This window comes from Vibrio sp. H11 (assembly GCF_004804295.1).
Lineage (GTDB): Bacteria > Pseudomonadota > Gammaproteobacteria > Enterobacterales > Vibrionaceae > Vibrio > Vibrio ostreae.
On the sequence record NZ_SSHN01000001.1, the window covers coordinates 376563 to 389202 of the forward strand.

Consider the following 12640-nt stretch of genomic DNA (forward strand, 5'->3'; position numbering starts at 1 on the left):
ACTAAGGAGAATTTCCCATGCATTCAGCATTATGGGTCAGCAAAACCGGTATGGCGGCTCAGGACACCAAGATGACCGCCATTTCCAACAATCTGGCCAACGTCAATACGGTTGGTTTCAAACGCGATCGGGTGGTGTTTGAGGATCTGTTTTACAGCATCCAGCGTCAGCCGGGCGCTCAGGTCGATCAGGTCAATGAACTGCCAACCGGGGTTCAACTGGGTAGCGGTGTACGCGTGGTCGGCACCCAAAAAGTCTTTACCCAGGGCAACACCCAAAACACCGGTCAGGATATGGACCTGGCGGTGATGGGGCAGGGCTTTTTTCAGATTGAAAACTCTGACGGCGAAATCATGTATAGCCGCAACGGCCAGTTTCACGTCAATTCTGAAGGACTGATGGTCAACAGCCAGGGCCTGCCGTTGCAACCACAGATTCAGATTCCTGATAACGCCACTTCTCTGTCGGTCGGTGTGGACGGTACGGTTAGTGTGACCAGTGCCGGCGATCCGGCGCCACAGCAAATCGGTCAGATCACGCTGGCGCGTTTCATTAACCCGGCCGGTCTGGAAGCGGTGGGCGGTAACCTGTTCCGTGAAACGGAAGCCAGTGGTGTTGCTGATGAGGTCGTGGCGGGTGAAGACGGCGTTGGCAGTATCAAACAAGGTGTGCTGGAAGGCTCAAACGTTGAAGTCGTGGAAGAAATGGTGGATATGATCACCACCCAGCGCGCCTACGAGATGAATGCCAAGGTGGTCTCGGCCGCCGATGACATGCTGCAGTTCGTTGCGCAGTCAATGTAAGGGGCAGTGAGCGATGAAGGAAAAGGTGATGACAACGCTGAGCAAAGTCGGATTACTGAGTGTATTGGTGCTGGCTGGTTGTGCCGGACGGGAGGAGTTTGGCCTGCCGTCACCGGACGAAGAAAAATATGGTCCGCCGGAGCTTGATTACTCTCTGCCTGAGGCTCAGTCCGGCAGCCTTTATCGCCATCACTATGCGATGACTCTGTTTCAGGACCGCCGGGCCTATCGGGTCGGCGATGTCCTGACCGTGCAGCTGTCTGAGTCGACCCAATCGAGTAAAAGTGCCGATACCCAGTATGGTAAATCCTCCAGTGTTGGCCTGGCGGCGCCGATTATTGGTGCCAAAACGTTTGACGATGTTTCTGCCTCGATAGATGGCAATCGCGCTTTTGACGGCAGTGCGTCCAGCTCGCAGGGCAACCGTCTGCAGGGGGCCATTACGGTCACTGTGAGTGAGGTTTTACCTAATGGCGTGATTCGTATTCGTGGTGAAAAGTGGATTCGCCTCAATCAGGGGGATGAGTTTATTCGCCTGACCGGCATTGTGCGTGTGGATGACATCAGCCGCAGCAACCAAATCTCTTCACAGCGTATCGGCGATGCGCGCATTACGTACTCCGGTCGCGGCGCGCTGGCAGACAGCAATGCCTCCGGTTGGCTGACGCAATTCTTTAACAGTCCATGGATGCCATTCTGATGATAAAACATAACGCATTTTTGACCACGCTGTTGCTGGTGCTGAGCTTGGGTCTGACGCCGGGAGTGAAAGCGGAAGCTGCTATCCCGCTGATGGATCTGGTGGATATTCAGGGCATTCGTCAAAACCAGTTGGTTGGTTATGGTCTGGTGGTGGGACTGGATGGTCAGGGTGACCGCAACCAGGTCGAATTTACCTCCCAGTCCATCACTAATATGCTGCGCCAGTTCGGGGTGCAGATTGATGAATCATCCGATCCTAAACTGCGCAACGTGGCTTCAGTGAGTGTCACCGCATCGGTTGATCCTATGGCCGGGCCGGGCCAGACGCTGGATATCGTCGTGTCGTCGATTGGTGATGCAAAAAGCCTGCGTGGCGGTACGCTGCTGATGACACCGCTGCGTGGTGTTGACGGCGAAGTGTACGCGGTGGCCCAGGGCAATGTCGTCGTTGGTGGCGTGTCGGCCCAGGGACGCAGTGGCAGCAGCATTGCCATCAATACCCCAACCACGGGGCGTGTGCCAAACGGCGCGACTCTGGAGCGTGAGATCCCGACCGACTTCAACCAGCGCGATACGGTGACGCTCAACTTGCGTGAAGCGAGCTTTACCACGGCGAAAAATATCGCCCGTGAAATCAACGATACGTTTGGTCCCAAAGTCGCGGTGGCGATCAACAAAGGTCGGGTTGAAATGCGCGCGCCGCAGGACACCCAGCAACGTGTCATCATGATGTCGATGCTGGAAGAGATGAGTGTGGTGCAAGGCCGTAAACCAGCCCGTATTGTGTTTAACTCCCGCACCGGCACTGTGGTGATTGGTAAGAACGTCAAGGTTGGCGAAGCCGCGGTAAGTCATGGCAACCTGACGGTCAGCATCAGCGAGTCACAGCAGGTCAGCCAGCCGAACGCGCTTTCTGGCGGCCAGACCCAAACCGTCGACCAGTCGAATGTGGATATTAATGAAGAGCAGGCGCAGATGATGATCTGGCCGGCAGGCACTGAGCTCAATACCATAGTCAATGCGGTTAACAGCCTGGGTGCAACGCCGACCGATCTGATGTCCATTTTACAGGCCCTGCATGAAGCCGGCGCCCTGAATGCCGAACTGGTGGTGATCTGATGAAAATTGACCATTCCAACCAATCCGTCGCCGGCGATGCCGTGCTTTATCATGACAACAGCGCGCTGGCCAATATCAAACATGCCGCGGATAAAGGTGAGGCGTTGCAAAAGGTGGCCGGCCAGTTTGAAGCCATGTTCCTGCAACTGGTGCTGCGTCAGATGCGCAGCAGCAGCGATGCGCTGGCTGACCAGGACAGCCCGTTTTCCTCCCAGCAGCAGGGGGTATTTCGCGATATGTACGATGGTCAGTTGGCGATTGAACTGGCCAAGAAGAACAACGCCGGCATAGCCGATATGCTGGTGCGCCAACTGGGGCCGGCGGCAGGACTCAGTGCGGCGCAAGCCAATTCAGTCAATGACAGTTCATTTGCCGCGATTGGTGCAGATATCGTACCGGTAGAGAGCGTGATGTTTTCTATCCCGGAAGCGGAGTCACAAAATGCAGCCGGATTACAGGCAGAACTTAACCCGGCTCCGCTTCATGCCGCCTTAGACCCAGAGCAAAACAGCAAAGTGATGGTCAATACGGCCTTCGCTCAGCCACTGATTCGACCATGGAGCGAGATCGGACATGAACTTGACTAACATAGCTTTAACCGGACTGAACGCGAACCGCGTTGCGCTCGATGTTACCGCGCAGAATGTGGCTAACGTCAATACGCCCGGCTACAGCCGCCAGCAAGCCCTGATGGCCTCAGTCGGTGGCGGCAAATATGACAGTTTAAGCGCGGGGATGGGGGTTCAGGTGACCAGCATCCGTCGCGTGACTGATCAGTTTCTGGTCAAACAGACCTGGTCGACCGGCAGTGAATCGGCCTATGCCTCGCGCTATACCACCAATATGAGTCAGATTGAAAATACGTTGGGTGCGGACGGTTTCAGCCTTTCCGCCGGGCTCGATAGCTTGTTTGCGGCGCTGCATGATGCCTCGACCAAACCTGAATCGACCCCGCTGCGTCAGCAGATTATCAATGAAGCGGAAGCGCTGTCGCGCCGCTTTAATACCCTGACTGAGTCGCTGTATAACCAGCATCAGGATATGAGCGAACAGCGCAGTGCGGCGGTCAGTCAGGCCAACAGCCTGCTGAGCAACATTGCCGAGATTAACCAGCAAATCGTTGAACTGCAGGGGACCGGCGGTAACCCGGCTCAGTTGATGGATACACGCGATGCGCTGGTCGGTGATTTGTCGCAGATGGTCGAGGTCAAAACCACCAATCAGGCCAACGGCAGTATGCAGATTTCGCTCAGCAACGGTCAGCCGTTAGTGATGGGTTCTGAATTCGGTACTTTACAGGCTGTTCCGGACAGCAGTGACGCTTATATGGCGAACATGCAGGTGGTCTTCGGTAATCAGAGTTTTGCCATTCCCGGTCAGATGGGCGGTGAAATCGGCGCGTTGAACGACTACCAGACCGAGGTGCTGAAACCCTACATGACTGCCGTGGATGACATGGCGCAGTCAATGGCGGATGCCTTTAATTCAGAGCTGGCCCAGGGGCTGGATTTGGATGGGATGCCTGGCAAAGCATTGTTCAGTTACGATCCCGATAACCCGGCAGCCAGCCTGACCATGACGGATATTACCGCCACTGAGCTGGCACTGTCCGGTGACGGAAACCCCGGCAACAGTGACAATCTTCAGGCCTTGATTGCGATAGGTAATCAACCCTTTTCCATTGCCGGTTTTGGCACTCAGTCACTCAATGATGCGTTTACCAGTATGGTAGGAGAAGTCGCCATTAAAGCGCGTCAGGCCGAGTCGGATTCTCAGGCGAAAACCACCATGAATGAACAGGCTATCGCCAAACGGGATAACGTCAGTGCCGTCAACAGCGATGAAGAAGCGGCCAATCTGATGACCTTTGCTAATGCGCACAATGCCAATATGAAGGTGATCAGTACCGCCAATCAGCTATTCGATACCGTATTACAGTTATTTTAAGGAGTCAGGATGAGAATCAGTGACACTCAATTCAGTCAGATGATGTTGCAGAGCCTGCAGACTAATAATGCCGGTCTGGGCACTGTCATGCAGCAGATGGCGACCGGTGACCGCCTGACTAAACTGTCGGATGATCCGATGGCCTCGATTAAGTTGCTCAACCTGGATCGTGAAGACAGCGCCATCAGCCAGTATCAGAGCAATATCGCCAATGTGAAAACTACCTTGTCGAGTCAGGAAGTGTATCTGGATGCGGCGAACAGCAGCCTGATGAACATTCGTGACCGCATTTTGTGGGGGGCGAATGATACCCTGACTGATGCGGACCGCACCGCGATTGTGACTGAACTGCATAGCCTGCGCGACTCGGTCGCCTCTTCTTTTAATGCTCAGGATGAAGAGGGCGCTTATCTGTTTTCCGGTACCGCCAGTAATACGGCTGCGCTGGACGACAGTACAGGGTCTTATGTGATTCAGGGTAATACGGATAAACGCGTGGTTACGGTGGCCAAAGGGGTGAGCATGGAGTCCAATATGACGGCTCGCGATCTGCTCGATTTAGGCGCTGGCAGTAATGTACTCAACTCGATCGATGATCTGATTGCCGAATTTGAGGCACCGACGGCCAATTTTCAGAACCAGGTCGCGACGACACTCAACGCTGTGGATGGCACGATGGATAATGTGCTGGCGGCCATCACCGAACTGGGTGGACGGCAAAATAACCTGGATCTGCTCGACAGTGCCCATGGTGAGAACAAGTTGTTCGTGGATAAGGTTACCAGCGATCTGTCGGCATTAGATTATGGTGAAGCGTCAGTGCGTCTGAGTAACTTCATGGCCGCACTGCAGGCGACTCAGGCCAGCTACGTCAAAATTGACGGTCTGTCGCTGTTTGACCGGATTTAGAGGTTAACACTATGGTGATGAGTACAGTGGAAGTGCGCGGTCAGGGAATACGTCTGACCGGGCAGGATCAGACGAGTATTACTCCTTCCCGCACGACACAAAGTCCGCGCTTTAATCCACCGCGTAACCGTACTTTCCAGGCTGACCCACCGTCAGCCTATTCCATTTCTGCATTACGGCTGACGGCCGGGCAGCAGCAAGCGACATCGGTGCAGATCGCCACAAAAACCCTGCAGGTTGCTGGTAAAGAACTCACCCATATTAAGCGCAGTCTCACTCAGGCAGTGACACAGGGCGTTGAGCGGGTCCCCAATCTGAAAGAGACGCTGACCCGTTCTAAAATGCAGCTCGACAGCACGCTAGAACACGCCCGCTTTGATGGTCAGCGCGTGGTGAGTAACGAGCTGAAACTGCAACTGAATCAGGGCGATCTGCGCCGCTTTTCCGTGCCGGGGCTCAATGTACAGCGTTTGCAGGATAAGGCTGAGCAGATTCGTCTGGATTTTCCGCAGGGTCAGTCGGTGCTGATGCAGTTTGATGGTCGTAGCGATGGCAGTAAAACGGTAAAAATGCTGGATCGCAGCCTGATCCCGCTCGGGATGCGAGCTTCTCTGGGCAGTGATGGCAATATCGTGTTTGAGGCCACAGATACGGCCTATAAGCAGATGAAGCAAAAGGTGATGGTCACCGGGCAGGGACACCGTTTCCCGGCCGGGCAGGCCAATACCCTGACGCTCAAATCTGAGCCGGATGGTATTGCTGAATTGCGCTTTGATCTGGGTTCACGTGACGGCATCAAAAAGACCATTGCTAAGGTCAATCAGCACTTACAGCAGGTGCAGGTCAGTCTGGATCAGGCACGCAGTTATCACAGCGAACTGAATAGTCAGATGCAGACGCTGCGTGAGCAGAACCAGGTGTTGGCGGTGGATGGCGTGGCAGATAAGCTGGAAAGCTTTTATGCCGCGGGTGATACGTTTACCTCTACTTATCAGGCGCTTAATGCGCAGGCTAATGTACGTCGTCACACGGTCGTGGCACTGCTGCGCTGAAGATTCGGCTCATTGCAGAATAATCCGTTTCATTACAGAATAAACAATAACGCCGGCCTCTGGGCCGGCGTTATTGTTACATCCGCATACAGCACGAATAGCTGTTTTTACCGATTGATTACTGTAGTTGTCCGATGATTACTGCTTTTGCAGATTGTACAGTGCCGCCATATCGCCGGTCACTTTCTCACCATTGATGTCCAGTTTCATCAGCATATCATCACCAACAAAGTACTGGTTTGGTGTCTCGGAACCATCTTCCAGAGTAATTACGCTGCCGGTGTCGTTCCAGTGGAACTTACCTTCAGAAGTGGTTGGCTCTGCACCTTCTTTACCCTGATAAGCCTGCACCAGGCTGTAGCTCTGATCTTCGTTCAGAGTCAGGGTGTAGTCGATACCTGCGCAGTCAGCACAAGGAAGAGTGCCTTGATAGGTGCCTTGCCAGTTGGCTGCGTCGCCATCTTCAATCGATTCAGTCACTGCATTAGCCGCTGAAGAAACACTGTCGGTTACGGTTGCAACTGAATCGCTGACTTTACTTGGCAGGGTATCGGCAACCGGTTCTGCTTGTTGCGTTGCCGCGTTTTCCGCAGTGTCACAGCCAGCCAAAATAAACGTCAGTGCACTCAGGGCGAACATCGCTTTTTTCATCTTTTATCCTTATCTATTTGTTGTGTGGACAGGGTTGAAAAGATTATTCACCAAACTCATGTCAGAACCGTCAGTGCGTGGTCATGCTTTCTACCGGCGCGGTCAGGAAGTTGTTAGATTTCTGTGAATTAGATAAGGAAGAAGAAATAAAGGAAACAAATGAACGCCAGCAGCGTCGCTGAGAGGGTCGGATAGATGATATAGGCGTCGCGCTGACTGGTGCGCTGAAAACAGAGGAAACTGAGCAGTATATTGTAGATCAGCAGCAGCAAGCTGATGCTGGTGCCGGCATGCAGGGTCAGGTTGGTCAGTTGGGTCAGAAACAGGGCCAGCAGACAGTAATCCAGCACAATCAGCCATAGAAAGGCTTTCTTTAAAGTGTCTTTGTGGTTGGTGTGTCGGGTTAGCTGCGGCATAACGTTCTCTGAATCATGCTGATGGAACCTGCCCCGGATCTACAGGGCAGGTTATGACGGTCCGTTAGCAGACCGTTTTAAGAGTCTGCTTGGTGATTGGCATTGATCTCAAGCCTGACCTCTTGCTGGCGGCTGATGGCAGGCTCGCGGCGAACCGGCTGATTAAAACTGGCCTCGCCTCGGGCCTTGTCCAGCTCGCCCGGTTGTTTATCACCGAAGAAAGTTTCCAGCACTTTGGCGGCTGGTGTGGTCAGGACAAACAGCTCAATCCGGCGGTTCTCACTGCCATCTGGCTCTTCCGGATTAAGCAGCGCCCGGTCCGACATCCCGGTCACCTGCAGTACACGCTGGTCCGGCATTCCGCCTGCGACCAGCGTCTGACGGGCAACATTGGCGCGGTTTGCCGACAGTTCCCAGTTCGTTTTACTGCCAAAGCGTTGTTTAAACGCGGTGGAGTCGGTATGACCACTGATGATCAACGGGTTTTCAACCCGTTTAAACACCGGTGCCAGAGCCAGCAGGAGATCTTCAAAAAACGGCGTGATTTCGCTGCCGCCGCGGCTGAACATATTCTGCTTAAAGTCATCTTGCAGAACGATGCGCAGGCCCTGCGGGGTCACCGAGACGTTGACATTACCCTGCGCATTGATTTGCCGCATCATTTCCTCAACCACTTTGGCCAGCGTCGCGAGCTGAGCCTGGGTATCAAAGGTGCCCGGCAGCAGAGCATCCGACTCCGGCCCTTCACCGTTACCATTATTAAATGAGGTTACGGTGTGATTGGAGTCATGCTTGCTGAGCACCGACGAATCGGCGGCCAGATCGATCGGTGAGATGCTTTGCGAAGTATCAAACGGGTTACCGTAGCTGCGGTCAAACACACTTGAGCTGTGCAGGTGGGCGACAATCGCTTTGCGCTCTTCTTTATCGACCACCTGCATGACCCACAGAACCAGAAACAGCGCCATCAGCGCTATCATGAAATCGGCAAACGCGACTTTCCATGCGCCGCCATGATGCTCTTCGTCATGACCACCTTTCGCGCGCTTGAAAACCACGTGCTCCTGTTTCTGCATTATGCCTCCTGTTCCGCCAGCCATTTCTCCATATCACTGAAGGTCGGTTTAATGTCTAGCTGGATGTGTTTACGGCCGGCGTCAATCGCCAGCAAGGTCGGTTTTTTCGCTACGTAAGCAACCAGGGTTGCACGTACGCACTCATAAGCGGTCATGTCACGTTTTACCCGCTGCGCCATTGCATTGCTGGCCGGATCAAAACAGCAGTAGCAGCCGAAGATGCCGACAAACGTACCGACCAGCGCCGCAGCGACATGGTAGCCAATCATGGCGATTGAGCCGTCGATAGCCTGCATGGTGATAATGATGCCGCCTACGGCCGCCAGAATGCCAAACCCGGGCAGAGCCTCTGCGGTGCGCTGCAAAGAGCGGGACGGAAGGAGTAAATCGGTCTGAATCGCTTCGATTTCCTGCTCAAGTAACCCCTCAAGTTCATGAGGCGACATCTGTCCCATTGCCATTAAACGTAAATTGTCGGCAATGAAGGAAACCAGACGATTGTCCGCCGCGATAAGAGGGTAGCGAGAAAAGATCGGGCTTTGGTCCGGGTTTTCAATATGGCGGTCGAGCGATTTAAAGCCACCGCTGCGCACGGTTTCCAGCAGTACCTGCAATACCGCCATCAACTCCATGTAGTAGTCTTGTTCATTTTTCGGCGGCGACAGCAACTGACGCAATTGGCGGCGCATCTCTTTAATCACGTGCGGCGGGTTACCGATGATGGTCGCACCGAGCGCCGCGCCGAATATAATCAGATATTCGGCAGGCTGCCAGATGGCGCCCAGATTACCACCGGCCCACATATAGCCGCCAAAAACACATATCAGGATGGTAATGGCGCCAAGAAACTTTTGCATAACTGACTCCTAAGAGGACATATAGAGATTAAGTTGTTTGAGCGCCTGTTTATGCAACTGACAGATGCGCGGAGGCGTCAGATCAAGCACGAGCGCAATTTCGTGTAAGTTCAATTCATGTTGGTAAAACAGCGTCAGCAGCAGTTGATCGCGCTTCGACAACTGACTGACCGCTTGTTCCAGGCTGCGGCGCAGGTTTTCCTGCCTCATGCCGTCATCACGGCCTTCGGCGACCTGTTCCATCCCGTTTTCCAGCAGTTGATCCAGGCTTTGCATTTCACCGGCCAGTGAGGCATTGAGACGGGCGTAGTAGTCTTTTTCGTCGCTACCCAAGGCCTGGATAATTTCCTGGTCATTGGGTTGACGACCCAGTTTGCGGGTCAGATCCCGGGTGACGTCGTTCAGCTCGTGCGCCTGCTGGCGGGTTTTACGCGAACGCCAGTCGAGTCGGCGCAGTTCGTCCAGAATGGCGCCGCGAATCCGACATACCGCAAAGGCAGGAAAATTAGGATCGTCGAGGTTGCCGTAGCGACGCCCGGCTTCAAGCAGGCCAATCAAACCGATTTGCTGCATGTCTTCAATGCTGCAATGGGTCGTGGCATGCACGCGTAGCTGGTTAGACACCCGTTTAACCAAGTGCTGAAACTGGCTCAGCAGACGGTTTTCATCAATCGGTAACGTGGGTGAAGCGATATCATCCGAGATGTCATAGCTGTCCTGATATTGCATATCCAACATATCAGCGCCCTTACTGTACGACGTATTTCGTCAGCAGGACGTCATCGATGTGGCGGATGAGCGGGGTCTTGTCAAACGCGGTCAATATGGTCTGTTTGACCTCGCGCTGCAGATGATCCACCGCACCGTCGGCTTGTAAATCTTCATAGGTTTTATCGCTGAACAGTTTGATCAGTGAATTTTCGACCACCGGCATGTAATCGTTAAGGTTGGCGATTTTCTCCGGATTGCGCGTTTCCACGGCCAGTTCCAGCATCAGGAAGTGATTCTGCTGTTTACCTTTGACGCTCAGTACCACTTTTTCCAGCGAATGATAACTGGGCGCTTGTTCAGTACTGTTTTCTTCAGTCAGGAAAGCAAGCGGAGTGCCGCTTAGCCAGTCTTCGGCGGACTGATTGGCAGACGATTGTTTCATATACCACAGGCCACCGAAAACGGTACCGGCTGAGACAAGAATACTGGCCACCAGCATGATGATAAAAATAAGAGTGAGTTGCTTTTTGGTCATGATTTTTTCCTGCTATGAGCCTCAGGCCTGAGTACTGAGCCAGTGCTCAGACATCGAAAGGTTGGGCGTCGATGAATCGCTGTTCCGGGCGGCGAAAACCGTCGTGGTATTGTCTTCCTGCGCATCGGATTGATGTTGCGGCTGACCGCCACGCTCCGAGCCGACATTGACGTCGACATGCACAAAGTTCTGGTTTTGTAATTCCGCTCGTAAACGGTCAGAAACCTGCATCAGCGCTTCGCGGGTGGCGGCACTATTGGCGTGGATTTGTACGCTGAGACGATCGCCTTCAACCCGTACCGTCAAATCCAGTTTGCCCAGATCCGGCGGGTCAAGTCTGATTTTGGCTTCCTGCAGATTTTGCTGCGCTTGCAGGGTTACCCTATCCTGCAGAACCTGCAGCATTTGCTCACCCCATTTACCCGCCTGAGTGTCAATGCGGACACTGGCCCATTCTGCGCCGCCGTTACTGCTGGCTGTCGAACCGGTCAGTACTGACGATAAGGCCGTCGTCGTTGCAGTTGTTACTCCTGTGGCAGATGGCACGGGCTGCACATTGTCCAAACTGAGCGATGCGGTTTTATGCAGAGGCATGTCCTGGTCGCCGGTTAACCCAGGCAGCAGCTGTGAACTGAGTGCAGATACCTGAGCGGCTGAGCCAGTCGTGTTCTGATTGAGTGAGGATGCGGAATTGCTGACTGACATTGCGCTCTCAACGCCCGTGTTGTTTGGTAGAGCGCCTGCTGACAGCGCCTGAGCGGTCATTACCGGTTTATCACTCGGTATGGCAACAGCAGCAAACAACTGCTGCATCAGATCAAACATTTCTTGTTCTGAGTCTGTGTTATCACCGTCATTGTTCGCGTCCGCCTGTCCGGTTTTGTCGGCGCTCAATGCAACGACTGGCGCCTCCGGCAGTGCAGAGCCCTTCTCAGCAATGGCCGCATACTGACTGGCTACTTTATCCTCGGGTGTCGATTGAGCAGAACCTGAGCGAGATGCCGTCGAATTTGACGCCAGACGAAAACCATCTGCCTGGCCGGATGACTGGCCGTCAAACTGACGTGCTTGTTTGATTTCGCTGCGGGTGGCGCTTTGCTTATGCTGCGCCGCCGATGTCTGGGCAGGCATCACACTTTGCATTGTTTGGCTACTTGGCATCGTTACATCTCCATCGTCATTGCCAGTTGGTAGGCGAGGGCACGCTCCTGCTGGGCGTTCATGGTTTCCATTTCTGACTCGAGTGCTTTGGTGGCTGCCTGTAGTGCGCGCAAGGCGATCTGATGCTCGCTTTTTACTTCATTGATGACGTCAGCCAACAAAGGTTCGCTCACAAACGGCTTGTGGCTGTGCAGTAACTCGCGCAACTCGCTGTCACAGCGTGCCAGTGCCCGCCAGTCCTCTAGTTTGGCGGCGATTTTGATTTTTTGGGCCAGGTGCCGGAAACGCTCCGGCGAGACCTTATGCCTGTTGACCAAAATTCATCCATCCCTGTTTGATGTTTTCCATCACGCTTTCAACGGCGCCGAGTCGTTCGACGTCGTTGTTCACGCTGGCCTGATATAGTTCGACCTGACAAAAGTCATACAATTGATGAAGGTTTTGCGCCAGCTCGCCGCCGTTGTCTAAATCAAGAGCGCTATCCAGACCAATCAGAATATTCATGCATTTATTAATGCCGGTGCCTTTCGCGGCCAGGCGGCCCATTTGGATGTGGCCACGCACGCGTTCCACTTCATCCAGCAGACCGTCGATCAGCATCACCACCAACTGATGTGGGGTGGCTGCTGCGGCTTGTGCGTCCAGATCGACCTGTTGGTAAGAGTCGTAGCCTGAATCCATTAACATAAAAAGTTCTCCCG

16 protein-coding genes are annotated in these 12640 nt (G+C 53.8%); 7 read left to right on the forward strand and 9 right to left on the reverse strand.

Features of this window, described 5'->3' with window-relative positions; all coding sequences use genetic code 11:
• Positions 1-17 precede the first annotated feature (17 nt).
• The 7 genes from flgG to E6C74_RS01945 are packed head-to-tail and all read left to right on the forward strand — an operon-like array spanning position 18 to position 6532.
• Positions 18-803: a flagellar basal-body rod protein FlgG gene (gene flgG / locus E6C74_RS01915; RefSeq protein WP_136482832.1), complete on the forward strand. Its 786-nt coding sequence runs from the start codon at positions 18-20 to the stop codon at positions 801-803.
• A 28-nt stretch (positions 804-831) separates the two neighbouring features.
• Positions 832-1503 carry a flagellar basal body L-ring protein FlgH gene (gene flgH / locus E6C74_RS01920; RefSeq protein ID WP_136482834.1) on the forward strand — a complete coding sequence of 224 codons (672 nt, stop codon included), beginning with the start codon at positions 832-834 and terminating at the stop codon, positions 1501-1503.
• Positions 1503-2624: a flagellar basal body P-ring protein FlgI gene (locus tag E6C74_RS01925; protein ID WP_168796927.1), complete on the forward strand. Its 1122-nt coding sequence runs from the start codon at positions 1503-1505 to the stop codon at positions 2622-2624. Before flgH ends, E6C74_RS01925 begins: the two co-directional genes overlap by 1 nt.
• Positions 2624-3211: a rod-binding protein gene (locus tag E6C74_RS01930; RefSeq protein ID WP_136482838.1), complete on the forward strand. Its 588-nt coding sequence runs from the start codon at positions 2624-2626 to the stop codon at positions 3209-3211. The genes E6C74_RS01925 and E6C74_RS01930 overlap by 1 nt, the downstream gene beginning before the upstream one ends.
• Positions 3198-4571: a flagellar hook-associated protein FlgK gene (flgK, locus tag E6C74_RS01935; protein ID WP_136482839.1), complete on the forward strand. Its 1374-nt coding sequence runs from the start codon at positions 3198-3200 to the stop codon at positions 4569-4571. Before E6C74_RS01930 ends, flgK begins: the two co-directional genes overlap by 14 nt.
• Positions 4572-4580: 9 nt before the next feature.
• On the forward strand, positions 4581-5480 hold the full coding sequence (gene flgL / locus E6C74_RS01940; protein WP_136482841.1) for a flagellar hook-associated protein FlgL: 900 nt from the start codon (positions 4581-4583) through the stop codon (positions 5478-5480).
• 11 nt (positions 5481-5491) lie between these two features.
• Positions 5492-6532 (forward strand): flagellin, encoded by a 1041-nt coding sequence (locus E6C74_RS01945; protein ID WP_136482843.1) that lies wholly within the window; start codon positions 5492-5494, stop codon positions 6530-6532.
• A 138-nt stretch (positions 6533-6670) separates the two neighbouring features.
• Here the strand turns inward: E6C74_RS01945 and E6C74_RS01950 are convergent, their stop codons facing one another.
• The 9 genes from E6C74_RS01950 to fliS all read right to left on the reverse strand — a co-directional run bounded on the left by E6C74_RS01950 (position 6671) and on the right by fliS (position 12626).
• Positions 6671-7183, reverse strand: coding sequence for a copper resistance protein NlpE (locus E6C74_RS01950; protein WP_136482845.1), 513 nt, complete (start codon positions 7181-7183; stop codon positions 6671-6673).
• A 128-nt stretch (positions 7184-7311) separates the two neighbouring features.
• Positions 7312-7599: a hypothetical protein gene (locus E6C74_RS01955; RefSeq protein ID WP_136482847.1), complete on the reverse strand. Its 288-nt coding sequence runs from the start codon at positions 7597-7599 to the stop codon at positions 7312-7314.
• Between the two features lie 77 nt (positions 7600-7676).
• Complete coding sequence (locus E6C74_RS01960) at positions 7677-8675, reverse strand: flagellar motor protein MotB (RefSeq protein WP_136482849.1); 999 nt, start codon at positions 8673-8675, stop codon at positions 7677-7679.
• On the reverse strand, positions 8675-9532 hold the full coding sequence (gene motA, locus E6C74_RS01965) for a flagellar motor stator protein MotA (protein ID WP_136482851.1): 858 nt from the start codon (positions 9530-9532) through the stop codon (positions 8675-8677). The genes E6C74_RS01960 and motA overlap by 1 nt, the downstream gene beginning before the upstream one ends.
• 9 nt (positions 9533-9541) lie before the next feature.
• Positions 9542-10270 carry a FliA/WhiG family RNA polymerase sigma factor gene (locus E6C74_RS01970; protein ID WP_136482853.1) on the reverse strand — a complete coding sequence of 243 codons (729 nt, stop codon included), beginning with the start codon at positions 10268-10270 and terminating at the stop codon, positions 9542-9544.
• Between the two features lie 10 nt (positions 10271-10280).
• On the reverse strand, positions 10281-10778 hold the full coding sequence (locus tag E6C74_RS01975) for a flagellar basal body-associated FliL family protein (protein ID WP_136482855.1): 498 nt from the start codon (positions 10776-10778) through the stop codon (positions 10281-10283).
• 21 nt (positions 10779-10799) lie between these two features.
• Positions 10800-11939, reverse strand: coding sequence for a flagellar hook-length control protein FliK (locus E6C74_RS01980; protein WP_240798106.1), 1140 nt, complete (start codon positions 11937-11939; stop codon positions 10800-10802).
• 2 nt (positions 11940-11941) lie between these two features.
• Positions 11942-12256 carry a LafD gene (locus E6C74_RS01985; RefSeq protein ID WP_136482857.1) on the reverse strand — a complete coding sequence of 105 codons (315 nt, stop codon included), beginning with the start codon at positions 12254-12256 and terminating at the stop codon, positions 11942-11944.
• Entirely contained in the window at positions 12240-12626 is a 387-nt protein-coding gene (fliS, locus tag E6C74_RS01990) for a flagellar export chaperone FliS (RefSeq protein WP_136482858.1), read from the reverse strand. The genes E6C74_RS01985 and fliS overlap by 17 nt, the downstream gene beginning before the upstream one ends.
• Positions 12627-12640 lie beyond the last annotated feature (14 nt).